The sequence below is a fragment of the Frigoribacterium sp. PvP054 genome (genome assembly GCF_040547465.1).
Classification (GTDB): Bacteria; Actinomycetota; Actinomycetes; order Actinomycetales; family Microbacteriaceae; genus Frigoribacterium.
This window is the reverse complement of record NZ_JBEPPU010000001.1, coordinates 514,439-541,346: the sequence shown is the minus strand read 5'-3', so window position 1 is coordinate 541,346 and position 26,908 is coordinate 514,439. Positions and strand designations below refer to the sequence as shown.

The 26,908-nt window shown below is 72.7% G+C and carries 27 protein-coding genes, 4 tRNA genes and 1 pseudogene; 21 read left to right on the top strand and 11 right to left on the bottom strand.

Features of this window, described 5'->3' with window-relative positions; translation table 11 throughout:
* Positions 1 to 66 precede the first annotated feature (66 nt).
* The 5 genes from ABID81_RS02460 (at position 67) to ABID81_RS02440 (ending at position 4,573) form a co-directional block, all read left to right on the top strand.
* Complete coding sequence (locus ABID81_RS02460) at positions 67 to 555, top strand: YajQ family cyclic di-GMP-binding protein (protein ID WP_354593236.1); 489 nt, start codon at positions 67 to 69, stop codon at positions 553 to 555.
* Between the two features lie 33 nt (positions 556 to 588).
* Positions 589 to 2,055, top strand: coding sequence for a cardiolipin synthase (gene cls / locus ABID81_RS02455; RefSeq protein WP_354593235.1), 1,467 nt, complete (start codon positions 589 to 591; stop codon positions 2,053 to 2,055).
* A 121-nt stretch (positions 2,056 to 2,176) separates the two neighbouring features.
* Positions 2,177 to 2,258: transfer RNA gene (locus ABID81_RS02450), tRNA-Tyr, on the top strand.
* A gap of 77 nt (positions 2,259 to 2,335) precedes the next feature.
* Entirely contained in the window at positions 2,336 to 3,148 is an 813-nt protein-coding gene (locus ABID81_RS02445; RefSeq protein WP_354593234.1) for an inositol monophosphatase family protein, read from the top strand.
* 279 nt (positions 3,149 to 3,427) lie between these two features.
* Complete coding sequence (locus tag ABID81_RS02440; protein ID WP_354593233.1) at positions 3,428 to 4,573, top strand: M23 family metallopeptidase; 1,146 nt, start codon at positions 3,428 to 3,430, stop codon at positions 4,571 to 4,573.
* 104 nt (positions 4,574 to 4,677) lie between these two features.
* Here ABID81_RS02440 and ABID81_RS02435 read toward each other — a convergent pair whose 3' ends face one another.
* Positions 4,678 to 6,402 (bottom strand): glycoside hydrolase family 13 protein, encoded by a 1,725-nt coding sequence (locus tag ABID81_RS02435; protein ID WP_354593232.1) that lies wholly within the window; start codon positions 6,400 to 6,402, stop codon positions 4,678 to 4,680.
* A gap of 75 nt (positions 6,403 to 6,477) precedes the next feature.
* On the opposite strand from ABID81_RS02435, the gene ABID81_RS02430 reads away from it, so the two are divergent.
* Entirely contained in the window at positions 6,478 to 7,476 is a 999-nt protein-coding gene (locus ABID81_RS02430; RefSeq protein WP_354593231.1) for an aldo/keto reductase, read from the top strand.
* Between the two features lie 37 nt (positions 7,477 to 7,513).
* On the opposite strand, the gene ABID81_RS02425 is transcribed toward ABID81_RS02430, so the two are convergent.
* Positions 7,514 to 8,050 (bottom strand): 2'-5' RNA ligase family protein, encoded by a 537-nt coding sequence (locus tag ABID81_RS02425; protein WP_354593230.1) that lies wholly within the window; start codon positions 8,048 to 8,050, stop codon positions 7,514 to 7,516.
* A 126-nt stretch (positions 8,051 to 8,176) separates the two neighbouring features.
* Here ABID81_RS02425 and ABID81_RS02420 point away from each other — a divergent pair.
* The 5 genes from ABID81_RS02420 to ABID81_RS02400 all read left to right on the top strand — a co-directional run bounded on the left by ABID81_RS02420 (position 8,177) and on the right by ABID81_RS02400 (position 11,687).
* Positions 8,177 to 8,248, top strand: a tRNA-Thr gene (locus ABID81_RS02420).
* A gap of 52 nt (positions 8,249 to 8,300) precedes the next feature.
* Positions 8,301 to 8,374 (top strand) — tRNA-Met (locus tag ABID81_RS02415).
* 145 nt (positions 8,375 to 8,519) lie between these two features.
* Positions 8,520 to 9,692 carry a type III polyketide synthase gene (locus ABID81_RS02410; RefSeq protein ID WP_354593229.1) on the top strand — a complete coding sequence of 391 codons (1,173 nt, stop codon included), beginning with the start codon at positions 8,520 to 8,522 and terminating at the stop codon, positions 9,690 to 9,692.
* Entirely contained in the window at positions 9,689 to 10,486 is a 798-nt protein-coding gene (locus tag ABID81_RS02405) for a class I SAM-dependent methyltransferase (RefSeq protein WP_354593228.1), read from the top strand. The genes ABID81_RS02410 and ABID81_RS02405 overlap by 4 nt, the downstream gene beginning before the upstream one ends.
* Positions 10,473 to 11,687, top strand: coding sequence for an FAD-dependent oxidoreductase (locus tag ABID81_RS02400; RefSeq protein WP_354593227.1), 1,215 nt, complete (start codon positions 10,473 to 10,475; stop codon positions 11,685 to 11,687). The genes ABID81_RS02405 and ABID81_RS02400 overlap by 14 nt, the downstream gene beginning before the upstream one ends.
* A 31-nt stretch (positions 11,688 to 11,718) precedes the next feature.
* On the opposite strand, the gene ABID81_RS02395 is transcribed toward ABID81_RS02400, so the two are convergent.
* Positions 11,719 to 12,621, bottom strand: coding sequence for a UbiA family prenyltransferase (locus ABID81_RS02395; RefSeq protein WP_354593226.1), 903 nt, complete (start codon positions 12,619 to 12,621; stop codon positions 11,719 to 11,721).
* 310 nt (positions 12,622 to 12,931) lie between these two features.
* Positions 12,932 to 13,147 (bottom strand): annotated as a pseudogene (locus ABID81_RS02390) (DUF3072 domain-containing protein); the annotation flags it as partial.
* Positions 13,148 to 13,362: 215 nt separating this feature from the next.
* On the opposite strand from ABID81_RS02390, the gene ABID81_RS02385 reads away from it, so the two are divergent.
* Genes ABID81_RS02385 through ABID81_RS02375 form a run of 3 tightly spaced genes read left to right on the top strand, consistent with a single transcriptional unit; the run spans position 13,363 to position 15,337 of the window.
* Positions 13,363 to 13,821 (top strand): FAS1-like dehydratase domain-containing protein, encoded by a 459-nt coding sequence (locus ABID81_RS02385; protein WP_354593225.1) that lies wholly within the window; start codon positions 13,363 to 13,365, stop codon positions 13,819 to 13,821.
* Complete coding sequence (locus ABID81_RS02380) at positions 13,818 to 14,249, top strand: MaoC/PaaZ C-terminal domain-containing protein (protein ID WP_354593224.1); 432 nt, start codon at positions 13,818 to 13,820, stop codon at positions 14,247 to 14,249. The genes ABID81_RS02385 and ABID81_RS02380 overlap by 4 nt, the downstream gene beginning before the upstream one ends.
* Positions 14,246 to 15,337 carry a UDP-N-acetylmuramate dehydrogenase gene (locus ABID81_RS02375; RefSeq protein WP_354593223.1) on the top strand — a complete coding sequence of 364 codons (1,092 nt, stop codon included), beginning with the start codon at positions 14,246 to 14,248 and terminating at the stop codon, positions 15,335 to 15,337. The genes ABID81_RS02380 and ABID81_RS02375 overlap by 4 nt, the downstream gene beginning before the upstream one ends.
* 33 nt (positions 15,338 to 15,370) lie before the next feature.
* Here the strand turns inward: ABID81_RS02375 and ABID81_RS02370 are convergent, their stop codons facing one another.
* From ABID81_RS02370 to ABID81_RS02350, 5 genes are all read right to left on the bottom strand, one after another.
* Positions 15,371 to 16,123, bottom strand: coding sequence for a response regulator (locus tag ABID81_RS02370; protein WP_354593222.1), 753 nt, complete (start codon positions 16,121 to 16,123; stop codon positions 15,371 to 15,373).
* Positions 16,120 to 17,355 carry a sensor histidine kinase gene (locus ABID81_RS02365; protein ID WP_354593221.1) on the bottom strand — a complete coding sequence of 412 codons (1,236 nt, stop codon included), beginning with the start codon at positions 17,353 to 17,355 and terminating at the stop codon, positions 16,120 to 16,122. Before ABID81_RS02365 ends, ABID81_RS02370 begins: the two co-directional genes overlap by 4 nt.
* 41 nt (positions 17,356 to 17,396) lie before the next feature.
* Positions 17,397 to 18,206: an ABC transporter permease gene (locus tag ABID81_RS02360; RefSeq protein WP_354593220.1), complete on the bottom strand. Its 810-nt coding sequence runs from the start codon at positions 18,204 to 18,206 to the stop codon at positions 17,397 to 17,399.
* Complete coding sequence (locus ABID81_RS02355; protein ID WP_354593219.1) at positions 18,203 to 19,123, bottom strand: ABC transporter ATP-binding protein; 921 nt, start codon at positions 19,121 to 19,123, stop codon at positions 18,203 to 18,205. Before ABID81_RS02355 ends, ABID81_RS02360 begins: the two co-directional genes overlap by 4 nt.
* Positions 19,124 to 19,242: 119 nt before the next feature.
* Positions 19,243 to 20,445, bottom strand: a complete 1,203-nt coding sequence (locus ABID81_RS02350; RefSeq protein ID WP_354593218.1) for a pyridoxal phosphate-dependent aminotransferase — start codon at positions 20,443 to 20,445, stop codon at positions 19,243 to 19,245.
* Positions 20,446 to 20,691: 246 nt separating this feature from the next.
* On the opposite strand from ABID81_RS02350, the gene ABID81_RS02345 reads away from it, so the two are divergent.
* From ABID81_RS02345 to ABID81_RS02320, 6 genes are all read left to right on the top strand, one after another.
* Positions 20,692 to 20,764: transfer RNA gene (locus ABID81_RS02345), tRNA-Trp, on the top strand.
* A gap of 84 nt (positions 20,765 to 20,848) precedes the next feature.
* Positions 20,849 to 21,130, top strand: a complete 282-nt coding sequence (secE, locus tag ABID81_RS02340; protein ID WP_194594379.1) for a preprotein translocase subunit SecE — start codon at positions 20,849 to 20,851, stop codon at positions 21,128 to 21,130.
* A 98-nt stretch (positions 21,131 to 21,228) separates the two neighbouring features.
* The gene (gene nusG / locus ABID81_RS02335) at positions 21,229 to 22,323 is read left to right on the top strand and encodes a transcription termination/antitermination protein NusG (RefSeq protein ID WP_354593217.1); all 1,095 of its coding nucleotides are present in this window, start codon (positions 21,229 to 21,231) and stop codon (positions 22,321 to 22,323) included.
* A gap of 114 nt (positions 22,324 to 22,437) precedes the next feature.
* Entirely contained in the window at positions 22,438 to 22,869 is a 432-nt protein-coding gene (gene rplK / locus ABID81_RS02330) for a 50S ribosomal protein L11 (RefSeq protein WP_354593216.1), read from the top strand.
* A 100-nt stretch (positions 22,870 to 22,969) separates the two neighbouring features.
* Positions 22,970 to 23,659, top strand: coding sequence for a 50S ribosomal protein L1 (rplA, locus tag ABID81_RS02325; protein ID WP_354593215.1), 690 nt, complete (start codon positions 22,970 to 22,972; stop codon positions 23,657 to 23,659).
* Between the two features lie 135 nt (positions 23,660 to 23,794).
* Positions 23,795 to 24,334, top strand: a complete 540-nt coding sequence (locus ABID81_RS02320) for a GNAT family N-acetyltransferase (protein ID WP_354593214.1) — start codon at positions 23,795 to 23,797, stop codon at positions 24,332 to 24,334.
* 37 nt (positions 24,335 to 24,371) lie between these two features.
* On the opposite strand, the gene ABID81_RS02315 is transcribed toward ABID81_RS02320, so the two are convergent.
* Positions 24,372 to 25,325, bottom strand: coding sequence for an NADP-dependent oxidoreductase (locus ABID81_RS02315; RefSeq protein ID WP_354593213.1), 954 nt, complete (start codon positions 25,323 to 25,325; stop codon positions 24,372 to 24,374).
* 159 nt (positions 25,326 to 25,484) lie between these two features.
* On the opposite strand from ABID81_RS02315, the gene ABID81_RS02310 reads away from it, so the two are divergent.
* A complete protein-coding gene (locus tag ABID81_RS02310) occupies positions 25,485 to 26,171 on the top strand; it encodes a Pr6Pr family membrane protein (protein ID WP_354593212.1) in 687 nt (228 codons plus the stop codon).
* Here the strand turns inward: ABID81_RS02310 and ABID81_RS02305 are convergent.
* Positions 26,153 to 26,890 carry a YqaJ viral recombinase family protein gene (locus ABID81_RS02305; RefSeq protein ID WP_502915167.1) on the bottom strand — a complete coding sequence of 246 codons (738 nt, stop codon included), beginning with the start codon at positions 26,888 to 26,890 and terminating at the stop codon, positions 26,153 to 26,155. The genes ABID81_RS02310 and ABID81_RS02305 overlap by 19 nt on opposite strands.
* Positions 26,891 to 26,908 lie beyond the last annotated feature (18 nt).

Genomic DNA, 26,908 nt, shown 5'->3' with positions numbered 1-26,908 from the left:
CGACGACGAGACCGAGGAGGCGCGCTGGCGTCACCGAGCTCGGTGGTCGTCGGTAAGCTGGTCGGCATGGCAGACAGTTCCTTCGACGTGGTCAGCAAGGTCGACAAGATGGAGGCCGACAACGCCCTCCACCAGGCCCAGAAAGAGATCGAGCAGCGCTACGACTTCAAGGGCGTGGGGGCCTCGGTCGACTGGAGCGGCGAGAAGCTGCTGCTCAAGGCCAGCACCGAAGAGCGCGTCAAGGCCGTGCTCGACGTGCTCGAGTCGAAGTTCATCAAGCGCAGCATCAGCCTCAAGCACCTCGACGTGGGCGAGCCCTTCCCCAGCGGCAAGGAGTACCGCATCGAGGCCTCGCTCAAGCAGGGCATCGAGCAGGACGCCGCCAAGAAGATCGGCAAGATCATCCGCGACGAGGGGCCCAAGAGCGTCAAGAGCCAGATCCAGGGCGACGAGTTGCGCGTCCAGTCGAAGAGCCGCGACGACCTGCAGGCGACCATGGCACTGCTGAAGGCGGCCGACCTCGACGTCGACCTCCAGTTCGTGAACTTCCGCTAGCCGCGCGGCGAGAGCGGGGCCGAGGTACCCTCCATGGTCGAACCCACCTGGGTGGCGCCGACGATCGCCGTGCTCGGCATCGTCCTCGACATCGCGATCCGCGTGTTCGCCATCGTCTACGTGCCGATCAACCGTCGGCCGCAGACGGCGACCGCGTGGCTGCTCGCGATCTTCTTGATCCCCTACGTCGGCTTCGTGCTGTTCCTGCTGATCGGCAGCACCAAGCTGCCCGCACGGCGCCGCGAGAAGCAGAGCGAGATCAACAAGTACATCATCGAGACCACCGAGGGCATGGAGCGCGTCAAGCGCGACCACCCGTGGCCGGCCTGGCTCGACTCGGTGGTCGAACTGAACCGCACCCTCGGCGCGATGCCACTCGTGGGCGGCAACACCGGCCGGATGCACACCGACTACGACGAGTCGATGGCGGCCATGGTCGAGGCGGTCGACGGGGCGCACCGCTACGTCCACGCCGAGTTCTACATCACGAGCCTCGACCGCACGACCGAGCCGTTCTTCCTGGCGCTCGAGAACGCCCGACGCCGGGGCGTCACGGTGCGCCTGCTGATGGACCACATCGCCAGCCGGGGGTACCCGGGGTACCGCAAGGCGCGGCGGAGGCTGGACGCGATGGGCGTCGAGTGGCAGCTCATGCTGCCCGTGCTGCCCCTGCGCGGCAAGTACCAGCGGCCCGACCTGCGCAACCACCGCAAGCTGCTCGTCATCGACGGGCGCGTCGCGTTCACCGGGTCGCAGAACATGGTCGACAAGAGCTACCAGAAGCGCAAGAACAAGCGACGTGGTCTCGAATGGAAGGACTTCATGGTCCGGTTCGAGGGGCCGATCGTCGCCGGCATCAACGCGCTGTTCGTCACGGACTGGTACAGCGAGACCGACGAGCTGCTGCTGCGTGAGACCGACCCCGTCCACACCGCCGACCGGCTCGACACGATCGACTGCCAGGTGGTGCCGAGCGGGCCGGGCTTCGACGGCGAGAACAACCTGAGGCTCTTCAACTCGCTGCTCTACAGCGCCCAAGAACGCATCATCGTCACCAGCCCGTACTTCGTGCCCGACGAGTCCATGCTCTACGCGATCACGACGGCGGCCCAGCGTGGCCTCGAGGTGCAGCTCTTCGTCAGCGAGATCGGCGACCAACCCGTCGTCTACCACGCTCAGCGCTCGTACTACGAGGCACTGCTGCGCTCGGGGGTCCGCATCTTCCTCTACCGCTCGCCGACCGTGCTGCACGCCAAGCACTTCTCGATCGACGACGAGGTCGCCGTCATCGGCTCGAGCAACATGGACATGCGGTCGTTCAGCCTCAACCTCGAGATCTCGATCATGGTGCGGGGGCGCGAGTTCGTCTCGCGGCTGCGCGAGGTCGAGCAGTCCTACCGCGAGTCGAGCCGCGAGCTCTTCCTCGACGACTGGCTCGCCCGCCCCTTCCGCTCGAAGGTGCTCGACAACGTCGCCCGCCTCACCTCCGCCGTGCAGTAGCCGACCGGCCGTCGCGAACCGTCCTGCGGGGCGGGCGGGTGGGTGTGGTCGAGCGGAGGCCCGAGAGGCTGTATATTTGTCTGGCGCCTCCGGTCGGTGATCACACGGGCTGGGCGTGCATGGCAAGTTACCCAAGCGGCCAAAGGGATCTGACTGTAAATCAGCCGGCGTAGCCTTCGGGGGTTCGAATCCCTCACTTGCCACGGTTGCCCCTTAAGAACGGACTCGCTCGTCGAGTCCGTTCTTGCGTTTCCGGGCACCTGACCCTCCAGGAGGCCCCGTGCCCGTCGTCCCGTCCCCCGCCGAGTTGCTCGAGATCGCGGTCTCGGTCGCCCGTGACGCCGCCGACCTCGCGGCCCGTCGTCGAGCCGAGGGAGTCGAGGTCGCCGAGACCAAGAGCAGCACGGTCGACGTCGTCACCCACACCGACCGTGAGGTCGAGTCCTTCGTACGAGACCGCCTGGCCGTCCTGCGGCCCGGCGACGGCTTCTTCGGCGAAGAAGGGGCCCCCGACGCGTCGACCACCGGTCTCACCTGGGTCGTCGACCCGATCGACGGCACCGTCAACTTCGTCTACGGCATCCCCCAGTGGGCCGTCAGCATCGCGGTCGTCGAGGGCGGCCCCGATCCGCTCACCTGGCGCGCGCTCGCCGGGGTCGTCGTCAACCCGACGTCGGGCGAGACGTTCACGGCGTCGGTCGACGGAGGCGCGTGGCTCGACGGCAGGCGCCTCGCGGTGGCCGAGCCGGCGTCGCTCGAGCAGACGATGCTCGCCACGGGCTTCTCGTACGACGCGGCCCGTCGGGTGGAGCACGCGGAGGCGCTGGTCCGGGTCGTCGGGCGCGTCCGCGACCTGAGGCGCCTCGGGGCGGCCTCGCTCGACCTGTGCGCCGTGGCGGCCGGCCGGGTCGACGCCTACGTCGAGCGCGGGCTGAAGCCCTGGGACCACGCCGCCGGGGCGCTCGTGGCAGCCGAGGCAGGGGCTGTCGTCCGCGGCGAGGTCGGCCAGGCACCCAGCGAGTCGCTGACCTTCGTCGCGGCCCCGTCCATAGCCGTCGAGCTCGCCGCCCTGGTCGTCGAGGCGGGCATCTGACCCCGGAGCGAGACGCCCGTCGGCGCCCGTGACCCTCGTGAAATACTGAGTACCACCTGGCAGTCGCCACCCTGGCACCCGAACGCGGGTAGCCATCCCTTCACCGACCGGCTACCCTTGTAAGGTCGTTACTGATCCGTGATCATCGCGTGATGAGCCTGTCGGCGCCCGTCCTCCCGATGACGAGCGTCGCGTGGCAGCCGCAGATCACCGGCAACGGCCGTGAAGACGACGGTGCACCCACCGTCTGATCCCGAGCACCCCGAGGACCCATCACCCGTGACGAAGTACCAGCAGATCGCCGAGCCCGACGGCGACGGAACCCCGTCGCGTCGCGCCACCGACGACCTCGTGGCCGCCGTGTCGACGCGTGCCGTTCCGACCGAGACCCCCGTGCCCGCCGCTCCCGTGTACCTGACCCGTCGTGAGGCCCGCGAGGCCGAGCGCCGTGCCGCGGCCGCCGTGCCCGCCGCCCCGACGGTCGTCGCCGAGTCCGTCGCCCCGTCGGTCGCGACCGAGTCCGTCGTCGAGGCGGAGCCCGTCGCGGTCACCACCGGCGGGGCTGCCACCTCCGAGCCCCTCTCGCCGCGTCGTGCCGCCCGCCGGGCCGCCGAGTCCACCGCACGCCCGACCGCCACGCGGCGTCTGCGTGCCGCCCGGGCCGTCCGCCCGACCCCGGGCCCTGGCTCCGCCGGCCGTGCACCCCGCACCGCCGGAGCGACCTTCCGGAAGACCACGAAGCGCGTCACCGTCGTGGGCGCCATGCTCTTCGCGGGGTCGATGCTGGTGGCCACGTCCGTGCCCGCCAACGCGTTCTTCGTCGACACCCCGACCCAGACGGCCGCCAAGAAGGCCACCGACTCGCAGAGCTACACGGCGACCGCCTCGACGGCCGCCGACGCCGACGCCGGCGTCTCGCGCGACGGGTACTCGGTCACCGAGATGAAGGCCGTCACCGAGTACGCGTCGACCAGTGCCAGCACCTTCTCGAACGACGTCGACGGCACCGTCCAGTGGCCCTTCCAGACCGGCGTGCCGATCAGCAGCGGCTTCGGTGCCCGCCAGGTCGCGAACTGCGGCTTCTGCTCGACCTTCCACCAGGGGCTCGACTTCGTCCCCGGTGCCGGTTCGCCGATCCAGTCGATCGCCGACGGCGTCGTCAGCAAGGTCGGCGGCCCCTCCGGCGCCCTGGGCAACAACGTCTGGATCGAGCACGTCGTCAACGGCCAGAAGGTCACGAGCGTCTACGCGCACATGCAGACGGGCTCGGTCGAGGTCACCGAGGGCCAGACCGTCACGGTCGGCACCATCATCGGCAAGGTCGGCAGCACGGGCAACAGCACCGGGGCCCACCTGCACTTCGAGATCGTCATCGGTGGCGTCCCCGTCGACCCGTACCCCTGGCTGCAGGCCAACACGAACTGACCCGTCGTCGCCGTCCGGCGCCGACGCCACGAGGAGAGCCCCACCGGCACGACCGGTGGGGCTCTCCTGGTCTCGGCGCGAGTCGACGTCGCGGCGGCCGGGGGCTACGACGACGTCGCGAGCCAGACGGTGGCGTTGGGCGGCAGGGCGGGGCCGTCGACGACGACGGTCGCCAGCAGCACGTCCGCGACGGGCAGCTCGACCGCGACGTCACCCATGTTCGCGATGACGGTGACGCCCTGGCTGCGGAACGCCACGACGTCGGGTCCGAAGCCGTCGAGCCAGGTCATCGACCCGGCCCCGAGGTCGTGTTCGGCCCGCAGTCGCAGGGCCCGCGTGTAGAGCTCGAGCGTCGACCCGGCGACGCCGCGCTGTTCGTCGCGGGCGTAGGTCGACCAGTCGGCGGGCTGGGGCAACCACGAGGCGCCGGTCGCGTTGAACCCGAAGGCCGGCTCGTCGGCCGACCAGGGCAGCGGCACGCGGCAGCCGTCGCGACCGTAGCGCTCGCCGCCGGTGCGGAACCAGGTGGGGTCCTGTCGGGACTCGTCGGGCAGGTCGACGGCCTCGGGCAGGCCGAGTTCCTCGCCCTGGTAGAGGTAGGCGCTGCCGGGCAGCGCCAGCATGAGCGCCGACGCGGCCCGCGCCCGGGCCAGCCCGAGCTCGGGGACGGGCAGCCCCTCGCTCTTCGGCCCGATGCCGTGCCCCTGGGGGTTCTCGGCGGTGAGTGCCAGCCGACTGGCGTGCCGGACGACGTCGTGGTTGCTCAGCACCCACGTGCTGGGTGCGCCGACGCTCGAGAACGTGGCGAGGGACGCGTCGACGACCTCTCGGACCGCGGGGGCCGACCAGCCGGTCTCGAGGTAGGCGAAGTTGAAGGCCTGCTGCATCTCGTCGGGGCGGACCCAGTCCGCGAGGCGTGAGAGGGGCTCCACCCAGGCCTCGGCCACGAGCACCCGGTCGCCCGGGTACTCGGCGAGCACGGTGTTCCACTCGCGGTAGATCTCGTGCACGCCCTCCTGTCCCCAGTAGGGCGGCGGGGCGGTGTCGCCCTGGCCGCCGCCCATGCTGCCCGAGTCCGCGGGCGGGGTGTAGTCGGGCAGGCCCTCGGCCTTGATCATGCCGTGGGCGACGTCGACCCGGAACCCGTCGACGCCGCGGTCGAGCCAGAAGCGGAGGACGTCGACGAACTCGTCGCGGACGACGCGGTTCGTCCAGTCGAGGTCGGGCTGCGACGAGTCGAACAGGTGCAGGTACCACTGGCCCGGCTGCCCGTCGGCCTCGGTCACGCGCGACCAGGCGGGGCCGCCGAAGATCGACTGCCAGTTGTTCGGCGGCAGCTCGCCGTCGGGTCCGCGGCCGTCGCGGAAGAGGTAGCGACCGCGGGCGGGGGAGCCGGGGGCGGCGGCCAAGGCCTCGCGGAACCAGGCGTGGTCGCTCGAGGTGTGGTTCGGCACGACGTCGACGATGACCCGTAGCCCCAGATCGGTCGCCCGTGCCCGGAGGGCGTCGAAGTCCGCCAGCGTGCCGAAGAGCGGGTCGACGTCGCGGTAGTCGGCCACGTCGTAGCCCGCGTCGCGTTGGGGGGACGTGTAGAAGGGCGAGAGCCAGACGGCGTCGACGCCGAGGTCGGCGAGGGCGTCGAGACGCGAGGTGATGCCGGGCAGGTCGCCGACGCCGTCGCCGTCGTCGTCGGCGAAGGACCGGGGGTAGACCTGGTAGATGACGGCGGTGCGCCACCACTCCGCGCCCGGGCCGGAGGTCGTCGAGGTGCCCTCGAGCGGGGCGGTCGGGGTCAGCGTGTCGGTCTCGGCCGGTTCTCGTGAGGACATGTGGCCACGATACGGCAGGCCCCCGGTGTGCCATCGGCTACGGTTCTGCTCAGAGCCCACGCGCGCGCACCACGCGTGCGAGCACCCGCGAACACGATTGGCACGACCCTGAACCCTGCGACCGACCTCGTGACGGCCGACCTGCCCGCCGGCACCCGGCCGTTCCCGCTCGCGCTCGGGACGAACGTCTTCGGTTGGACGGTCGGGGCCCCCACCGCGCTCGAGGTGCTCGACCTGTTCGCCGACGACGGCGGGCGGGTCGTCGACACGGCCGACGTCTACTCGGCCTGGCTGCCGGGCAACTCGGGGGGCGAGTCCGAGGCGATCATCGGTCGCTGGCTCGCCCGTCCGGGCAACCGCGACCGGGTCGTGCTGAGCACGAAGTGCGGACAGCACCCCGACGCGCCCGGTCTGTCGCGCACCAGCATCCGCGCCGCGGTCGAGGCCTCGCTCCGCCGGCTGCGCACCGATCATGTCGACTTCTACTTCACGCACTTCGACGACGACGAGACCCCGCTCGACGAGACGGTCGGTGCGCTCAGCGAGCTCGTCGACGAGGGCAAGATCCTCTGTGCCGGCGCGTCCAACTACACCGGGGCGCGCCTCCGGCAGGCCCTCGAGATCGCCGCCCGCGACGGCCTGCACCCGTTCCGGGTGGTCCAGGTGGCCTACAACCTCGTGCGCCGCGGAGAGTACGAGGGCGACGTGGCGGCCATCGTCGACCACTACGGCCTCGCCGTGCTGCCGCACTCCTCGCTCGCCAGCGGGTTCCTGACGGGCAAGTACCGTCACGAGGCGGGCCGGGGCGACTCCCCCCGGGGCAGCAGGGCGCTGAGCTACGTGACGCCGCAGAACCAGGGCACCCTCGAGGTCGTCGTCGAGATCGCCGAGCGGCTCGAGGTCGAGCCCGGCGCCGTGGCGGTGGCCTGGTTGGCCTCGCGCGACAACGTCGTCGGGGCGCTGGGCAGCGCCCGCACCCCGCGTCAGCTGGAGGGCCTGCTCGACGCGGCCCGGATCGAGCTGACCGAGGGCGACCTGGCGTCGCTCGAGGCGGCCTCGCGCCCCGTCGCCTGACGCCGGTCCCGACGCCGGCGCGGCCTGGTCCGCCCGACTAGGCGGGCGGGGGGCCGAGCGGCACGACGGTCTTCGTGCCGGGGTCCCACCGACGCAGCGACGACAGGCCCACCGAGCGGGTCGGGGGCACGTCCGCCGCGGCCAGCGCGTCGACGGCCCGCGCCACCTGGTCGGGCGTCAGGCGCGAGGCGAGCGTGACGTGGGGCGTCCACCGGCCGGGGGTGGTGTGCGGGACGTCACCCGCGCCTCCCAGGGTCTCGTGCACGTCCTCGTGCAGCGCGAGCAGTTCGCGCGTCACGACGACCTGGCGCACCAGCACGAGTCCGCGCGGAGGACCGCCGAACAGCAGGAGCCCGCCGATTTCGGCGGGCAGCGGCAGCGCCGCCGTCAGGGGCAGGAGGCGCGGGTCGGCGGCGGGGTCGAGGCCGGGTCGGGCCACCAGCGTGACGTGCGGCGCGTTCGACGTGCCGGCGTGGTCGCCCTGCGACGGGAGACCCGCCTCGGACAGGATGCGCCACTCGTCGCGGACGGCCGCGTCCGAGGCCCGGTCGAGCAGGAGTTCGATGCTGTGCACCCGTCGATCCTGGCCCGGACGGGGGGCGACGGGCCGGGGCGTCACGTGGCGTCAGCACCCCTTTCGCTCTGCTACCCTTGTCTGGTGCCAATCGGCAGCGACCCCGGTCGCTCGCCCGGTGGTCACGCCCCGATAGCTCAGTGGTAGAGCACTTCCATGGTAAGGAAGGGGTCGTCAGTTCAATCCTGACTCGGGGCTCTGGCTGTCTCGGTCCCGTCCCGGTGTGATGCCGGCAGGGCCCGCAGCTTGCGGCGGGGTAGCTCAGTTGGTTAGAGCACACGGCTCATAATCGTGGTGTCGCGGGTTCAAGTCCCGCCCTCGCTACCGCAGGCCCGGATCTCTCACGAGTTCGGGCCTTCGTCGTCCCCGGCCCCGATCCCGTCTGGCGGCGTCCACGGTCTCGGCGTCCGCCCCGCCGTCGACTCCGCCCGCGGTGCCCGCGGCCGCGCCGCCGGGCCTACGATGAGGCATGGCCGTGAGCATCCGCAGCATCGGCACCGCCGTGCCCCCGACCATCATCCGTCAGGACGACGTCCGCGAGATCTTCGCGACGCAGCCGGGGCTCGGGCGCCTCGGGCAGCGGATCGTGGGGGCGGCGTTCGGGGCCTCGGCCATCGAGACGCGGCACACCGTGGTCGACGAGCTCGACCGGCGACCCCGCGAGGGCGAGGCGACGTTCTACGACGCGGCGACGAACGAGATCCTCCGCCCCGGCACGGGCACGCGCAACCAGGTCTACGTCGACCGGTCGCCCGACCTCTTCCTCGGCGCCGCCCGTGCCGCGCTCGCCGGTGCCCCCGACCTCGGGCCCGACGACGTGACGCACGTCGTCAGCGTCTCGTGCACCGGGTTCTTCGCACCCGGTCCGGACTACCTGCTGGTGCGGGGGTTGGGGCTCTCACCGTCGACGCGTCGCCACCACCTCGGCTTCATGGGCTGCTACGGAGCCTTCCCGGCCCTCGCCGCGGCCCGGGACTTCTGCCTTGCCGACCCGGACGCGGTCGTGCTCGTCGTCTGCGCAGAGCTCTGCACGCTGCACCTGCGCAGCTCGGACGACCCCGACTCCATCGTCGCCTCGTCCGTGTTCGCCGACGGAGCCGCCGCGGCCGTCGTCACGGCGCGCCCCGCACCGGCGGGCAGCGTCGTGCTCGACCTCGACGTGCTCGAGACGGTCCTGACGCCCGTGGGCGAGACCGACATGGCCTGGACCATCGGCGACCTCGGGTTCGACATGGTGCTGAGCAGCTACGTGCCGCAGATCATCGAGCTGCACATCGACTCCGCCCTGGCGCCGCTGTTCACGGCCGGGGGCGTCGGCGTCGGCGACGTCGACCTCTGGGCGGTGCACCCGGGCGGCCGCAGCATCCTCGACCGCGTGCAGCAGCAGCTCGGCCTCAGCGACCGTCAGCTCGCCCCCTCACGCGACGTCCTGCGCGACTACGGCAACATGTCGAGCGCCACCGTGCTGTTCATCCTGCGCGACCTCCTGGCCGGCCCGGGCACCACGGCGACGGACGGCCCGGACCCGGCCCTCGTGGGCGTCGACGCGTCGTCCCCCTCGGCGCAGCGGGTCGGCGCCATGGCGTTCGGCCCCGGGCTCACCGTCGAGACCGCGCTGATGACGCGACGCACGGTCTCGTGAACCCGACCCGCGCCTCCTCGGTCCCGGCACTCGACGACCGGCCTCCCCGGTGGCCCGACCTGTCGCGGCGCGGAGTCGACCTCGTCGAACTGATGGACGACCCGGACTGCGACCCGGCGCTGCTGACCGCGACGTACCGGGCGTTCCCGGTCGTCAACGGGCTCGTCGCCGGGTGGCGGCGGGTCTACCGTCGCCGCCTGCGTCCGATGCTGACGACCGACCGGACCACCCGTCTGCTCGACCTCGGAGCGGGCGGCGGCGACCTCGCGCGCGCCCTGGCCGGGTGGGCACGACGAGACGGCCTCGCCCTCGAGGTCGTCGCCGTCGACCCCGACGCCCGCGCCCACGCGTTCTCGGTGTCTCGCCCCACGCCCCCCGGGGTCGAGTTCCGACGGGCGGCGAGCGGCGAGCTGGTCGCCGACGGCGAGACCTTCGACGTCGTGGTGTCGAACCACGTGCTGCACCACCTCGACGACGAGGCCCGCACCGCCGTGCTGACCGACAGCACGCGCCTGGCGACCCGCCTCGTGGTGCACGCCGACATCGAGCGCGCACGCGGGGCCTACCTCGCGTACCGGGCCGCGACCCGCCCGTGGCGCCGTCGGTCGTTCGTGCACGTCGACGGGCTGCTCTCGATCCGCCGCAGCTTCACCGCACCCGAGCTCGCGGCCGTCGCGCCCGACGGCTGGCGGGTCGTCCGACAGCGGCCCTACCGGCTGATGCTCGTCCACGAGCCGGGTGCGGGCCGCGGCACCCCGCCGCCGGCCCGAGGAGGTGGCCGTGCGGACGCATGACGTCCTGATCGTGGGTGGTGGCCCGGTCGGGGTGATGCTCGCCGCGGCCCTGGCGGACCGTGGCCTCGACGCCGTCGTCTGGGAGGCGCGGGTCGAGGACCCTGCCCGGTCGCGCGCCCTCGGGGTGCATCCGCCCTCGATCGACCTCTTCGACCGACTCGGCCTCGCGGACGACCTGCTCGCCCGGGCCGTCCGCATCCGGAGGGGCATCGCGACCAGCGGGCCGCGGACGATCGGTGCCGTGCCCTTCGACCGGACCTCCGGGCGGTGGCCGTTCGTCGCGGCGGTGCCCCAGGACGCGACCGAGGCCGTGCTGCGTCGGGGGTTGGCCGATCGCCGCGACGACGCCCTCCGCCGTGGCGTCCGGTTCGTCGGGCTCGAGCAGCGGGACGACGACGTGGTGGTCCACGGTGTCGACGACGCGGGCCCCGTGGTCGCCGCCGCCCGGTTCGTCGTCGGTGCCGACGGCACGCGCAGCGCGGTCCGCGCGGCGGTCGGGGTCGACAGCCGGGCGCGCGACCTGCCCGATCGGTACGTCATGGGCGACGTCGCCGACGCGACGGGGCACGGACCCGACGCCGTCGTCCACCTCGAGCGGGCCGGCGTCGTCGAGTCGTTCCCGTTGCCGGGTGGTCGTCGACGGTTCGTCGTCCACGTCGGCACGGTGCCCGAGGCGGTCGGGCGACGGGCGCCGACGCAGGCGGCACCGACCGCGACCGCCCCGAACCCGACCGCCCCGACCGCCGAGCACCTCGCCGCCCTGGTCTCGCACCGCACGGGGGCCGACGTCGATCCGGCGACCACGACGACGACCAGCGCGTTCGGCGTGCGGAGGCGCCTGGCGACGCGCACCGTCGTCGGTCGCGTGGTGCTGATCGGCGACGCCGCCCACGAGATCAGCCCGATCGGCGGGCAGGGGATGAACCTCGGCTGGCTCGACGGCGCGGCCCTCGAGACCGTGCTCGCGGCGGCGCTGCGTCGACGGGGCGGTCGGGTGCTCGACCCGGCGGCGTTCGGTCGGTTCGAGGCCGGGCGGGCGAGGGCCGCCCTCCGCGCCGCCCGTCAGGCCGAGTGGAACACCGCGCTCGGTCGTCCGGTCGGTGCGGGAGCCGCCCGGGTCCGCGACCTGGCGCTCGGAGCGGTCCTCCACGCCCCCACGCGGCACGTTCTCGCCTCGGTCTACGCGATGCGCTGGGCCTGACGCGTCGCCCCGCGTCCCGGCCGATCGCGTCTCAGGCGACGATCGTCCCGCCACTCAGCGCGAGCTGCACGACGAGCAGGACCGCCGCCGCCATGATCAGGCGGAACAGGGTGCGGTCGACGCGCCCCGCCCGCACGAGGCGCACCCCGGCGACCGCGATCGCCAGGGTCACGCCGGTGCCGACGACCGCGGCCACCAGCCCGGGCGTCGACGAGTCGCCCTCGAGCTGGCCGCCGAGCAGCAGGACGGCGGCGACGGCGAGGGCGACGAAGGCGACGACGCCCGAGACGGTGCGCCCCAGTCGGTGGGGCAGGCCCGAGATGCCGGTGCGGGCGTCGTCGTCGAGGTCGGGCAGCACGTTCGTGAAGTGGATGGCGACGCCGAACACGGCGCCGACCGCCACGGCCCACGCGGCGGGTGCGGCCGGCGGGGCGGCGGCGAGGGTCGCGACGGCGGGCAACAGGCCGAAGCTGACGACGAACGGCGCCACCGAGAGCGCCGTGCGCTTGAGGCCCAGGTCGTACGCCCACCCCGAGGCCACGAGCACGAGGTGTGCCGTGCCCGCCGCGGAGCCCAGGGCGTACGAGGGCACGAGCATCGACAGCCCGCAGACGACGGCGGCGGCCCGCACGGCCGACACGCTCACGCGTCCCTGGGCGACCGGCTTGTCGGTGCGGCCGACGGCCCGGTCGCGTCCGGCGTCGAGCCAGTCGTTCGCGAAGCCGATCGACGCCTGCCCGAGCAGCACGGCCAGGGCGAGCAGCACGAGCCGTCCGAGCGGCAACCCCGAGGAGGCGCCCAGCACGACGGCGAGGAGGGTCACCACGATCGTCGGCCCGGGGTGGGTCGACCCGAGCAGGGCGAGTGCCGTCGAGACGGCCCCGCCGCGCCGGCCCGCGGCGGGAGGGTGGCCGCGGTGCCCGGCAGAGGTCATCCGCTCACCCTAGACGGGCGTCGCCCGGCGGAGGGCGCGAGGGGGGCGGACCCGGACGGAGCGTGCGGTGCGTGGCACGTCGCCCGACGTGAAGAGGTGCACCCGAGTCGGGGGAGGACTCGGATGCACCCCGTCGCACCCTCGGCGCTCGAGGTGCAGGTGGATCAGTACCGGCACGCGCCGGAGGAGGGTGCCCACGTCGAGTTACCATCCCAGACGTGCCTGGAGTGTACGTCCGACGGCGGGGCAGGGGAAGGGCGCCCGGCCCGTTCTTCGCAGATCGGCCCGGGCGCCCTCGGGGCGGGCGGGGTCAGGCCCCGCGGCCCGTCTTCTGCTGCAGGCGGTCGATGTGCTCGCTGGCCTCGGCCTTGGTCATGTCGGCGGGCAGCTCTTCGCCGGCCTCGCGGGCCAGCGTGTCGAGGTAGCTCTTCTGCGGGCCGGTGATCGGCTCGTCGCCGGTCACCCAGTCGTCGGGGTCTTTCGAGGCCGTGCTGCCGGCGTCGGGGCGGGCGCCGCCGAGGGTCTCGCCGTGTGCCGGGTGCGCGTTCTCGTCGCGCGCCGTGGCGGCCTGGTCGGTCTCGGTCTCGGTCTGCTCGGTGGTGGTCGTCTGGTCGGACTCGGCCGCTGCCGGGTCGACGGGCGTGATGTCGGGGTCGATGTTCGCGTCGCTCATGCCGTGACCGTACGCCGTGCCCCCGACACCGGGCCGGGGGGCGTACCCCGCTGGTTAGACTCGACGGCGTGTCCGTGAACCCAGAGCTGCAAGGGCGGGTCTTCCCGCCGGTCCCGCCCTACCTGGTGGGTCGAGAGAAGGTGCGCGAGTTCGCGCGCGCGACCGGCTCGACGAGCCCGCTGTCGTTCGACGTCGAGGCCGCCCGCGCGGCAGGCCACGCCGACGTCGTGGCGCCGCCGACCTTCGCCGTCGTGGTGCAGGAGGCGACGCTCGCGCAGCTGCTCGCCGAGCCCGACGCGGGCATCGACTTCTCCCGTGTCGTGCACGGCGAACAGCGCTTCTCGCTGAGCCGTCCGATCGTGGCGGGCGACGAGCTCACCGCGACCCTGACGGTCACCGGCGTCAAGACGCTCGGCGGCAACGCGATGGTGACCGCGTCGTCCGAGATGCGCGACGCCGACGGGCGGCACGTCGTCACGGCCGTCTCGACGCTCGTCGTCCGCGGCGACGAGGGGGCCGCCGCGTGAGCGCGCTCGAGGTCGGCCAGGTCGTCGCCGAGAAGACCTACCCCCTGACGCGCGACTCGCTCGTGCGGTACGCGGGTGCGTCGGGCGACTTCAACCCCATCCACTACCGCGACGACGTCGCGGCCGACGTCGGCCTGCCGGGCGTGCTCGCCCACGGCATGCTGACGATGGGCACGGCCGTGCAACCGGTCGTCGAGTGGCTCGAGGGCGCCGGGGACGACGCCGGCGTGCTCGGCTGGGTGTCCGACTACCAGGTGCGCTTCACGCGGCCCGTGGTGGTCGACCCGGCCGCCGGTGCCGAGATCGTCGTCACCGCGAAGGTCGGTGTGGTCGACGACGAGGCCGGCACGGCCCGCGTCGACCTGACCGTCACGTCCGCCGGCCGGGCGGTGCTCGGCAAGGCGCAGGTCGTGGTGACCCTGGCGTGACGACCTTCGCCGAGCTCACGACGATGCAGGTGGGTGGTGAACCCGCCCGCCTGGTCGAGGCGACGACGACCGACGACCTGCTGGCCGCCGTCCGCGAGGCGTCACTGGGCGACGACCCCTGGTTCGTGCTGGGCGGCGGGTCGAACACCGTCGCCTCCGACGAGCCCTTCGAGGGCACGGTCGTGCGCGTCGCCACGCGCGGCGTCGAGCGCGTCGACTCGGACGACGACCGCGTGCACCTCCGGGTCGCCGCCGGCGAACCGTGGGACGACCTCGTGGCCCACACGGTCGACCGGGGCTGGTCGGGGCTCGAGGCCCTCAGCGGCATCCCGGGCTCGACCGGGGCCTCGCCGATCCAGAACATCGGCGCCTACGGGCAGGAGGTGGCGTCGACCCTCGTCGCGGTGGACTTCCTCGACGACGACTCGGGCGACTTCGTCCGCATCCCCGCCGCGAACCTCGACCTCGGCTACCGGACGAGCGTGTTCAAGAAGGGTCGCCGCGGCGTCGTGACCGCGGTCGAGTTCGCGCTGGTCGACGACGGAGGCGCGAGCGAGCAGGTCGCGTACCCGCAGCTCGCGAAGGCCCTCGGCGTCGAGCTCGGGGCCCGGGTCTCGGTCGGCGACGTGCGCTCGAGCGTCCTCGCCCTGCGCGCCGCCAAGGGCATGGTCCTCGACCCCGACGACCGCGACACCGCGTCCAGCGGTTCGTTCTTCACCAACCCGGTCGTCTCGCGCGCCGACGCGTCGAGCCTGCCGCCGGACGCCCCGCGGTGGCCGACCGGCCCCGAGCCCGAGCGACGCGTCGTGCCCCTCGGCGAAGAACCGGCCGCCCCCGCCCCGCGGGCCCCGGCCGAGGTCAAGCTCAGCGCCGCCTGGCTGATCGAGCACGCGGGCGTCGCGAAGGGCTTCCGCCTGCCCGGCTCGCGGGCCGCGATCTCGAGCAAGCACACGCTGGCGCTGACCAACCGGGGCGGTGCGACGGGTGACGAGGTCGCCGAGCTCGCGCGCTACGTGCAGCAACGGGTGCAGTCCGAGTTCGGCGTGCTGTTGCACCCCGAGCCCGTCCTGCTCGGGCTCTCCCTCTAGGTCGGCCGAGCCGGTCCGTCGGGCTCGGCGCGCTCAGCCCCGCGGCAGGAGGCCGCGCTCGAGCGCCAGCGTGACCGCGCGCGTCCGGTCGCGCACGCCGAGCTTCTCGAAGACGTGCAGCAGGTGCGTCTTGACGGTCGCCTCGCCCACGAACAGTCGTCGCCCGATCTCGCGGTTCGAGCACCCCTCGGCCACGAGGGCGAGCACCTCGGTCTCGCGCGGGCTCAGCGGGCTGGTGCGAGGCCCGGCGTCGACGCCGGCCCGTGCCCGGCCCACGAGTCGGGTCGCCATCGCGGGAGCCAGGGCGACCTGCCCGGCGGCGACGGCTCGGAGGCCGGCCAGCAGCTCGTCCTCCGGAGAGGCCTTGAGCAGGTAGCCGCTGGCGCCGACCTCGATCGCCCGGAGGATGCCGTCGTCCGACTCGTAGGTGGTGAGCACCACGACGCGGGTCGACGGGTGTCGTGCCAGGACGGCCTCGGTCGCACCCACCCCGTCGAGCCCGGGCATGCGGAGGTCCATCACGATCAGGTCGGGTCCGAGGGAGTCCGCCAGGGCGACGGCCTCGTGTCCGTCGCTCGCCTGGCCGACGACGACGAAGTCGTCGGTCGACGCGAGCAGGGCGGCGATGCCCTGCCGCACGATCGGGTGGTCGTCGGCGACGAGGGTGCGGTGGACGGTCGCCCCGTCCCGTGAGGGCCCGGGAACGGCCGCCGGCGTGCCCTCGACGGCGGTCCCTGCGGTCGCGGCGGTCCCGCCGGTTCCGTCGTCCGGGGTCGGCCCGCTCACGCGGCCGCCGCCCCGGCCAGGGGGACGCGGGCGGTGACGACCGTGCCGTCGTCGCCCGACGCGATCTCGAGCCGACCTCCCGACAGGCCCAGTCGCTCGCGCAGCCCGTCGAGGCCGAAGCCGGTCGACGGTGTCGCGGGGTCGAACCCGGCGCCGTCGTCGGCCACGACCAGCACGGCCGTCCGGCCCGCGGCCGTGAGGGTCACCCGCGCCGTCGGGGACGCACTGTGCTTGCGCACGTTGGCCAGCGCCTCCTGGGCGCAGCGGACGACGACGACCTGCAGGTCGCGGGGCAGCTCGACCTCGCCGGCGTCGACCGTCACGACGATGCCGCTCTCGCGTCCGAACCGCTCGCCGAGGCGCTGCAGGGCCGCCGAGACGTCCGTGCCGGCCGGGCCCGACGACGCGGTCGCGGCGACGAGGGTCCGGGCCTCGGTGAGCGCCTCGCGCGCGGCCGTCTCGATGACGTCGAGCCGGTCGAGGGTCGTCGCGACGTCGCCGGCGGCCAGCGTGCCACGGGTCTGCTGGGCGAGCATGACGACCCCGGTGAGGCTCTGGGCGATCGTGTCGTGGATCTCGCGGGCCAGGCGCTCGCGCTCCGCGCTCGTGCCGGCGTCGCGGTGCCGGACCGCGAGCTCGGCCTGGGCCTCGCGCAGCTCGTCGAGCAGACGACCGCGCTCGGCGCCGACGCGGGCGATCGTCGTGATCCACAGTCCGAGCGCGATGCTGAAGACGAGCGAGAGGCCCTCGCTGGTGGCGGCCGTCGAGACGGCCTCGGTCGACCACCCGATGCTCACGACGAAGCCGACCGAGATCGCGAGGCAGAGGGCCACGTTGGCCACGATCGCCGACCGTGGAGCGGGCAGCAGGGTCCAGAGCAGCGGCATGAGGAAGGCCTGGACGACCGCGAGCTCCGGCGTGGCGGCGACGGCGACGCCGCCGACGACGACGAGGGCCGCCGCGGCGGACACGGCGGGCACCGAGAGCAGGCCGTCGTTGCGACGCACCACCGGTCGGGCGAGTCCGAACCAGGCGAGCAGCAGCAGCCCGATGCCGACGAACGACGCCGTGGTCCGGCCGGTCGACGACGTCGTGGCCAGGACCGCCGACACGACGGCCGTGGCCGTCAGGCCGGCGTCCCACCAGCGCATCGAGATCGCGGTGCCCGACAAGGCCGACCACTCCGCCTCGGCCCGGTCGCGGGACGCGCCGACACCGCTCATGCCGCTCATGTCGCCCACGTTAGCGGCCGGCACCGGTCGTGCCGGACGGCTCACGAGTCCTTCCTGATCCAGCGGAAGGTCAGCAGCGACGCGACGGCCCCGGCGACGAGCCAGACCGCCAGCCACAGGGCCACGCCCGGCAGGTCCCACGAGCCGCCGGCCTCGGCGGCCGAGAAGGTGTCGGGCAAGAAGACGCTGCGCATGCCCTGGGCGAGCCACTTGAGCGGGAACACCGAGGCCACGGCCTGCAGCCAGTCGGGCAGCTGCGTGAAGGGCAGGTACACCCCCGAGACGAACTGCAGCACCAGCGTGATCGGCACGATGACGGCCGTGGCGCTCTTGCCGCTGCGGGGGAGGCGGGACAGGGCGATGCCGACCAGGGCCGACGTCGCGATGCCGAGCAGGTACACCCAGGCGAGCGTCAGCCACGAGCCCGCCTGGGTCGGCAGCGGCACCCCGAACAGGACGCGGGCCACCAGCACGAGCAGGCCCACCTGCAGCAGGCTCGTCACGAGCACCTGCCCGAACTTGCCGACGAAGTACGACCCGACCGGCAGCGGGGTGCCCGCGAGCCGCTTCAGGGTGCCGTCACCCCGCTCGAGGGCGATGTCGACGGCCAGGTTCTGCACGCCCGACAAGAGGATGCCCGCGGCGATCATGCCCGGCAGGTAGAACGCGGCGGCCCCCACCTCGGTGCCGTCCGGCCGCGTGCCGAACGAGCCCGACGCGCTGAACGCCGTCGAGAAGATCGCCAGCATGACCACGGGGAACAAGAACGTGAAGAAGACCGTGTCGCCGGCGCGGAAGTACCCCCGCACCTCGTAGCGGGTCCGGCTCAACCCGAGCGCCAGCGTCCTCACGAGGTCACCTCGGACGAGGAGGCGCGGTGCCCGTCATCGGCGGCGGTCGCGCCCGGCGCCCCGTCCGCCTCCCGCTCGGCGGCGGCGACGAGCCCCAGGTACACGTCCTCGAGCGACGGCCTGATCACCTCGAGCGAGCGGGGCTCGCCGAGCTCGGCGTGCAGGCGGGCGACGACGGCGCCCGGTTCGGAGGTGCGGACGTCGTGTCGTCCGTGCTCGTCGACCCAGGTGACGCGGGGCGTGCGCGCCTCCTCGTCCCCGAGCTCGTCGGGTCGCCCCTCGGCGACGAGCCGGCCCCGGGCGACGACGGCGACGCGGTCGCTCAGCTGGGCGGCCTCGTCGAGGTAGTGCGTGGTGAGGACGATGCTCGTGCCGTCGGCCGAGAGCGACCGGATCAGCTGCCAGAACCGACGCCTCGCCTCGGGGTCGAAGCCCGTGGTCGGCTCGTCGAGGAAGAGCAGCTCGGGGCCGCCGACGACGCCCAGCGCGACGTCGACGCGACGCCGCTGCCCGCCGGACAACGAGCGGATGCGCGCACCCGCCTGCGCCTCGAGGCCGACGGCCGCGATCACCTCGTCGACGTCGCGCGGGGCCGGGTAGAAGCCGGCGAAGTGGGCGACCTGCTCGCGCACCGTGGCCGTGCCCTGCTCGCCGGAGGTCTGCAGCACGATGCCGAGCCGTGCCTTCCAGTCGAGGCCGCCGTGCCGCGGGTCGACGCCCAGCACCGACACCTCGCCGCCGGACCGGTCGCGGTAGCCCTCGAGGATCTCGATCGTGGTCGACTTGCCGGCGCCGTTCGGCCCGAGCAACCCGAGCGTCTCGCCCGGGGCGACGTCGAACGAGAGGCCGTGCAGGGCCCTGGCGGTGCCGTAGGACTTGGTGAGGTCGCGCACTCGCACGACGGGCTCCGGTGTCATGGGACCAGCGTGCGCCGCGGGGGCGCCGCGCACCAGGCCCGACCGGTCGACGCGGGGTCCACCGATCGGTGGACCCGGCCCTCAGGAGGCGCGGGAGCGGACGAGCGGGCGGCTCGCGGTCACGAGAACAGGCGCTGGAGGCGCTGCACGCCCTCGAGGAGTTCGTCGTCACCCAGCGCGTACGACAGGCGGAGGTAACCGCTCGGGCCGAAGGCCTCGCCCGGCACGGTCGCGACGTCGGCCTGCTCGAGGATGAGGTCGGCGAGCTCGAGGGACGTGGTCGGCGTGACGCCGCCCCACTCGCGGCCGAGCAGCCCCTGCACGTCGGGGTAGACGTAGAACGCTCCTTCGGGGGTCGGCGTGACGACGCCCTCGATGCGGTTGAGCTCGCGCACGATCGTGCCGCGGCGGGCGTCGAAGGCGACGCGCATCGCCTCGACGTCGTCCTGCGGGCCCGTGAGGGCGGCCAGGGCGGCGCGCTGCGACACGTTCGAGACGTTCGAGGTGAGGTGCGACTGCAGGTTCGCGGCACCCTTGATCACGTCGGCGGGGCCGACCATCCACCCGACGCGCCAGCCGGTCATGGCGTAGGTCTTCGCGACGCCGTTCACGAGGATCGCCTGGTCGGCCAGCTCGGGCACGGCCGCGGTGATCGACGTCGCCGTGACTCCGTCGTAGGTGAGGTCCTGGTAGATCTCGTCGGTGATCACCCAGACGCCGGCCTCGAGGGCCCACCGGCCGATCGCCTCGACCTCGTCGGGGGAGTAGACGGCACCGGTCGGGTTCGACGGCGAGCAGAAGAGCAACACCTTGGTGCGTTCGGTGCGCGCGGACTCGAGCTGCTCGACCGTGACCTTGTAGCCCTGGTCGGCACCGGCGAAGACCTCGACCGTCACGCCGCCGGCGAGGGCGACGGCCTCGGGGTAGGTCGTCCAGTACGGCGCGGGCAGCAGCACCTCGTCGCCGTCGTCGAGCAGGGCCTGGAAGGCCTGGTAGACGGCCTGCTTGCCTCCGTTGGTGACGACGACCTGCGAGGTCGTGACCGTCGTGCCGCTGTCGCGCAGGGTCTTCTCGACGATCGCCTCGCGCAGCTCGAGCAGACCGGCCGCGGCCGAGTACCGGTGGTTGCGCGGGTCGCGGGCGGCGACGACGGCCGCCTCGACGATGTGGTCGGGGGTGGGGAAGTTCGGTTCGCCGGGGCCGTAGCTGATGATCGGGCGGCCCTCGGCCAACAGCGACTTGGCCTTCGCGTCGACGGCCAGCGTGGCCGATTCGGCGATCGACGAGATACGGGACGAGAGGCGGCGCGCGGTCGGGGTCACGCGGGCAAGCCTAGCGGGGGAGGGTCCGCGCGGGACAGGTCGCGAGGGGCCGTGACCGACCGGGTCGGACCGTCGTGGGCCGGACCGGCTTTGCACCCGCCCGTCGCTTCGCCTACACTTGACGAGGCGATCGAATGCGCCAAGCTTCAGCGCGCCTCTGCAATCCGGTTCACCAACGACCGGGCGGTGAGGGGCAGGCTCCCCGGGGGGCCGACCGAGAGGTCATCTGGAGGGCGTCGATCCCATAGGGCGGTGGCTCAATTGGTAGAGCAGCGGTCTCCAAAACCGCAGGTTGCAGGTTCGAGTCCTGTCCGCCCTGCAGCCCGGCTGTGTTCCTCATGACACGGTGATCACACACAGATACGGACACAGGCCCACGGGTCGAGCTCGGAAGGTCGGAACAGTGGCGAGAAAAGACGTTGACGTCCCCAGTGAGGACGTCGTCGACAAGGCGAAGAGCGACAGCGCGACGCGTCGCAGCCCGTTCGCCCGCATTGCGCTGTTCATCCGCCAGGTGATCGCCGAGCTCAAGAAGGTCGTCACCCCGACCCGCAAAGAGCTGTTCAGCTACACGGGCGTCGTGCTGGTCTTCGTGGTCATCATGATGGCCCTCGTCTCGCTGCTCGACCTGGTGTTCGGCACCGGCGTCGGGTACGTCTTCGGCAACGGTCCGACCGGCAGCTGACGTCGAGCCGCCGTCGCGACATCCCGAGCACCATGTGCGACCCGGGGCCCGTGCCACCGGGCACGAGCACCCGACAACCCCGATCGAAAGAAGAACCATTGCCTGACAACGAGCGCGACGACATCGACCTCGCCACCGCTGCCGAGCAGTCCTCCGAGGTCGAAGAGGCCCAAGAGGGCGGCACGCTGGCCGCCGACGAGGACGCCGTCGAGCCCGCCGAGACCGAGGCCCTGTCGATCGTCGACGAGGGCGACGCCGGCTCGACCGACACGAGCGACCTCGACGGCCTGCTCGACACGCTCGCCGAGGCGCGCGACCCCGAGGCCGACGCGATCGTCGACGACGCGCTCGACATCGACGACGCGGCCGAGGCCGAGGCCGCCGTCGAGGCGACCGACGACGAGGCCGACTCCGAGGCCGAGCAGGCCGCCGACGAGGGCGACGCCACCGCGGCGAACGCCGTCGTCGCCGAGGCCGAGCAGTCCGTCCAGGACGCCGACGCCGAGATCGCGCACGACGACGTCGACGTCGACGTGTCGGCCACCGAGGTCGAGGACGACGAGCCGGCCGAGGTCGACCCGTACGAGGCCTTCCGCTACGAACTGCGCGGCAAGCCCGGCAAGTGGTACGTCATCCACTCGTACGCCGGCTTCGAGCGACGCGTGAAGCAGAACATCGAGAACCGCATGGTCTCCATGACCATGGAGGACTACATCTACCAGGTCGAGGTCCCGATGGAGGACGTCGTCGAGATCAAGAACGGTCAGCGCAAGCTCGTCACCCGCGTGCGCATCCCGGGCTACGTGCTCGTCCGCCTCGACCTCAACGAGGACAGCTGGTCGGTCGTCCGTCACACCCCCGGCGTCACGGGCTTCGTGGGCAACGCCCACAACCCCACGCCGTTGCGCTTCGAAGAGGCCTTCAACATGCTGAAGAGCCTCGTCCAGGTCGACACCACCCCGGCCCCGGCCAAGGGTGGCGCCAAGGGCGGCAAGCAGGCCCAGCGCGTCATCCCCGCCGAGGTCGACTTCGAGATCGGCGAGACGATCACGATCAAAGAGGGGTCGTTCGCCGGACTTCCCGGTACGATCAACGAGATCAAGCCCGAGAGCGGCAAGCTCACCGTGCTGGTCTCGCTGTTCGAGCGCGAGACGCCGGTCGAGCTCAGCTTCGACCAGGTCACGAAGCTCTAGCAGGCAGACGCCAGCACCCCCAGGTCATCAGATCACCGGAGTCCGCGCCGCGGGCCACCGGGAGAGCAGGTCGCGACCGCGACCGGCTCGAACCCCAGAAGAAGGAAAAGAACAATGGCACCGAAAAAGAAGGTCACGGGTCTGATCAAGCTTCAGATCAACGCCGGCGCCGCGAACCCCGCCCCGCCCATCGGCCCGGCCCTGGGTCAGCACGGCGTGAACATCATGGAGTTCTGCAAGGCGTACAACGCGGCCACCGAGTCGCAGCGCGGCAACGTCGTGCCCGTCGAGATCACCGTGTACGAAGACCGTTCGTTCACGTTCGTCCTCAAGACCCCGCCCGCCGCCGAGCTCATCAAGAAGGCAGCCGGCGTCGCCAAGGGCTCGTCGACCCCGCACACCGCCAAGGTCGGCAAGCTGACCATGGACCAGGTCCGCGAGATCGCCACGACCAAGCAGGCCGACCTGAACGCCAACGACATCGACGCCGCGGCGAAGATCATCGCCGGGACCGCCCGCTCCATGGGCATCACGGTCGACGCCTAAGCAGCACCCCTCCGTGCAGGCGACCCGCCTGCACGCCCCTGACACCAGTGGGAGAGCCGGCCAGGCTCGCTACCACGTCCCCAGTACGAAGAGGTCCAACATGGCTCAGAAGTCCAAGGCGTACCGCGCCGCTGCCGAGAAGATCGAGGCAGGCAAGTTCTACAGCACCAGCGAGGCCGTCGCCGTCGCTCGTGAGACCGGTTCGAAGAAGTTCGACTCGACCGTCGAGGTCGCGCTGAAGCTCGGCGTCGACCCCCGCAAGGCCGACCAGATGGTGCGCGGCACCGTCATCCTGCCGCACGGCACGGGCAAGACCGCCCGCGTCATCGTCTTCGCGACGGGTGCCGCGGCCGAGGCCGCCATCGCGGCCGGTGCCGACGAGGTCGGTGGCGACGAGCTCATCGAGAAGGTCGCCGGCGGCTACACGTCGTTCGACTCGGCCGTCTCGACCCCCGAGCTCATGGGCAAGGTCGGTCGTCTCGGCAAGGTGCTCGGCCCCCGTGGCCTCATGCCCAACCCCAAGACCGGCACCGTGACCCCCAACGTCGCCCAGGCCGTCAACGACATCAAGGGCGGCAAGATCGAGTTCCGCGTCGACAAGCACGCGAACGTCCACTTCGTGATCGGCAAGGCCGGCTTCACCGAAGAGCAGCTGAACTCGAACCTCGACGCCGCGCTCGACGAGGTCGTCCGCCTCAAGCCCTCCTCGTCCAAGGGCCGCTACATCACCAAGGGCACGCTGTCGACGACCTTCGGTCCCGGCATCCCCCTCGACATCAACGTCTTCTAGGTCGCACCGACCCTCGACGAACCGTCGCACGCAGGCCGTCCCACCCTCGGGTGGGGCGGCCTTCGTCGTGCCACCGTGCGGCGAGGCGGCGCCATGCGGTCGGGTGAGGAGGCGCGGGTGGGGCACCATGGGCAGATGACCGTCACCGTGCGCCCCGCCACCCCGTCCGACGCCGCCCTGCTCGCCGAGGTCGCCGCGGTGACGTTCCCCCTGGCCTGCCCGCCCGGGTCCGACCTCGCCGACATCGCGAGGGTGGTCACCACCGTGCTGTCCGAGGACGCGTTCACGCGCTACCTCGCCGACGACTCGCGGATCGTCCTGCTCGCCGTGGACCCGACGGCCAGGGGTGCCGCCCTCGGCTACAGCATGATGGTCACGGGCGACCCCGACGACGCCGACGTCTCGGCCGTCGTCGCGTCGCGGCCCACGGTGGAGCTGAGCAAGTTCTACGTCATGCCGCAGGGTCACGGCACGGGAACGGCGTCGACGCTGATGGCCGCGACCATCGAGGCAGCCCGCGCGACCGGCGCCTCCTCGGTGTGGCTCGGCGTCAACCAGCAGAACGAGCGGGCGCTGCGCTTCTACGCCAAGCACGGGCTCGAGCGCGTCGGCACGAAGACCTTCGCCCTCGGTGACGACCTGCAGCAGGACTTCGTCCTCGAACGGCGTCTGTAGGCGCACCGCCCGCGCCCGCCGGCGTCGACGAGGCGGGTCAGGCGGCCTCGGTGTCGTCGGCGACGCGCAGGACGAGCTTGCCGCGGGTGTGCGACCGCTCGAGGCGCGTGTGGGCCTCGCACGCGTCGGCCAGGTCGTAGACCTCGTCGACGTAGACGCGCACGTCTCCCGAGTCGAGCAGGCGGGAGATGATCGCCAGCGTCGCGCCGTCCGGTGAGACCGCGAAGCCGGTCGAGCGGATGCCGGCCCGGGCCGCCTTCTCCGCGAAGGCGGCGCCGGAGGCCAGCGGGGCGTGGACGGCGAGACCACCGGGCCGCAGCAGCCGCAGGGCGCGGTCGGCCTCGGCGTCGTCGTCGAGCAGGTCGATGACGGCGTCGACCTGGCGGATGCTCTGGTCGACGTCGGCGGCGCCGTAGTCGACCACCTCGGCCGCCCCGAGCTCTCGCAACCAGGCCGAGTTCGCCTGCGAACCCGTCGCGACGACGTGCGCGCCGAAGTACGAGGCGAACTGCACGGCGAAGTGCCCGACGCCGCCGGCCCCGGCGTTGATCAGCAGGCGCTGCCCCTCGTGGGCCTTGGCGACGTCGACGACCATGCCCCACGCCGTCAACGCCGCGAGCGGCACGGCCGCCGCCTCGACGTGCGACAACGTCGTGGGCTTCCGGGCCACCGACAGCGACGGGACGCTGATGTACTCGGCGTAGCTGCCGCCGGACCTCGGGCACGGGGCCATGCCGTAGACGGCGTCGCCGGGGCGGAGCGGATGGGCCGCGTACGGCGTCTCGACGACGACGCCGCTGAAGTCGTGGCCGAGCACGGCCGGGAAGGTCGGGATGGCGCCGCTGTCGCCGCGGCCGGCGCGGGTCTCGAGGTCGAACCGGTTGACGCCGGCCGCGACGACGCGCACGAGCACCTCGGCGTTCACGCGCTGCGGGTAGGGCACGTCGGCGGCGACGAGCTGCTCGGGGCCGCCGGTCCGTTCGATCACCATGGCACGCATCGTCGTGTGCATCGTCCTGTCCATCGGGGGCCCCTGTCGGCTCGTGTGCGCCGTGGCTCCGGCGCTGTGGTGACGCCAGTCAACGGGACGCATGAGTCACCCGTGTTTCGCGGGTGTCACCGACCGGGAAACGATGGGTACGGTGTGCTCATGAGAGCATCGGTCGCCGTCCTGCGCGTCGCGGCGGCCGTCGCCGTCCTGGTGGCGGTCGTCACCCAGTGGGAGAGCAGCCTGCGCGACCCCGGGTACCGGTTCGTCGACTTCTTCGGCTACTTCACCGTGCAGAGCAACCTGATCGTGCTGGTCGCCCTGCTCGTCGGGGCCTTCACGGTGCTGCGTCGGGCGAGGCCACCGCGCTGGACGGTCGCCCTGCGGGCCGGGGCCACGACGTACATCGCCCTGACCGGCCTGGTCTTCAACCTGGTGCTCGCCGGGCTCCCCTCGACCGACCCGTACACGGTGCCCTGGGTGAGCGACGTGTACCACCGGGTGATCCCGCTCTACGCCGTGCTCGACTGGATCGTCTTCGCCGACCGCGACCGCCAGCCGTGGCGGCGGGTGTGGCAGTTCCTGGCGTTCCCGCTGGTCTGGGTGGTGGTCGTGCTCGCGCGCGGCGCCGATTTCGTCCCGTACCCGTTCCTCGACGTCCAGACGCTCGGCGGCGGCGGCGTCGCCCTCTGGTGCATCGGCATCACCGTCGCGGTCGGTGCGATCGGCGCCCTCGTCGTCGCGGCCTCACGGCTCCGCCTGCTCGACCCCGACCGGGAGGCTCCCCGTCGCGGCGATCCTCGGCGCAGCGGCCCTCGGCGCGGCGGTCCTCAGCGCAGCGGGTCGTAGGGCGGCGGTTCGTACGCCTCGTAGGCGTCGAACGGCGGCGGCGGTGCCGACGACCGGCCGCCCGGGGCGAACGGGTCGACGGGGGCCTGCCGGGCGAGCGTGTCGAGCACCTGGTCGGCGAGGGCCACCAGGCGGTGGATCTCGTCCTCGTCGCGTTCGACCCACCGGCACTGCGGGTCGCCGTGTACGGGCACGAAGTCCGCGTGTTGCTCCCACACCACGAGCGTGCGCTCGGCCCCCAGCACGTACTGCTGCCAGGCGACCTGGCGCAGGTACGACCGGGGGATCGACGACCAGGCCTTCTTCGTGGTCTTGATCTCGCACAGCTCGACGGTGCCGTCGGCGCGGACGGTCACGCCGTCGGGCGTGGCCAGGTGCCGTCGCTCGCCGAACGCGTGGAACAGCTTCTGGCTCGCCTCGATGCCGTGTCGCTGCAGCACCCACCGCGCGATCTCGGGCTCGCGGGCCCGGCCGTGGTCGGTGTAGGCGTTGCCGCCGAAGCCGTTGCCGTAGAGCTTGTCGAGCACGACGGCCTGCACGGCCCGGGGGCTCGACAGCCGGGCGACGTCGGTCGCCGTGATGCCCTGGCTGCGGGCCCGCAGCCAGGCGATGCGATCGGACGAGTCGGCCAGCACGCGCGACAGGTGGGCAGGAGGCGCGGCGGGGGTCGTCGGCTCGTCGTCGTCCCACAGGGCGAGCATGGGTTGGACGACGGTCATGGTGACCATTGTCCCTCG